At 40.8% G+C, this 801-nt stretch carries 1 protein-coding gene; it reads left to right on the plus strand.

Annotated elements, in window-relative coordinates:
• Positions 1-801, plus strand: an 801-nt coding sequence (locus A3729_RS25510; RefSeq protein WP_156498137.1) for a GGDEF domain-containing protein, incomplete at both ends; no start/stop codon positions are given.

Consider the following 801-nt stretch of genomic DNA (forward strand, 5'->3'; position numbering starts at 1 on the left):
ATTCTGCAAAGCACCCTGAACGATCAGTACGTTTATTTGGCAAAAGTAACCTTTTTGTCTGATAGTCAGGTGGTATTTGATCGTGTGAAATTCGGCTTCTTAATTATTGCAATTAATGCTTTGATGAAAAGTATTATTCTTTGGTGCCTGTTTTTATGGGTCTTTAAAGTAATGCTCTATAAACCTATGCAAAAGTTTGTAGGTGAATTGCATAGTATGGATTTTGATAGTCTTGATAAACGTCGTCTTAACCTTGGCCTGGAACATGATGATGAGCTACAGTCTCTAGAGAATAGCTATAACCAGATGCTCGAAACCTTACAGCAACAGAAGCAGGAATTTGTTGATGCGCAGCAAAGCTACCATCGAGAGTTAGAGCGGAAAGTTCATGAGAGAACTCACGAACTGGAGTTGGCGAATCAGCAGCTAAGTTTTTATGCGAGTACCGACCCGCTTACCTCAATCTATAATCGTCGAAAGTTCTTTGTTCTGGCTGAAAAATATCGGGCTTTAGCCTTGCGCAATAAGCATCCCTTATCCCTTCTGGCTTTGGATTTGGACCACTTTAAGCATATCAATGACGAATACGGGCATGCGGCTGGTGACGAGGTCTTGGTTAAGTTTACTTTGCTTGTTGGCCAGTTATTGCGTGAAAGCGATATCTTCGCTCGCTTTGGAGGAGAAGAGTTTGCGATCTTGTTAGAGAATACCTCCTCTGAAGATGCTGTGACGGTTGCGCAAAACATAATTGATGTGGTTGAAGGTCAATTATTTGAGTTTGAAGGTCATAATATTAAAGTG

The sequence above is a fragment of the Oleiphilus sp. HI0043 genome (assembly GCF_001634935.1).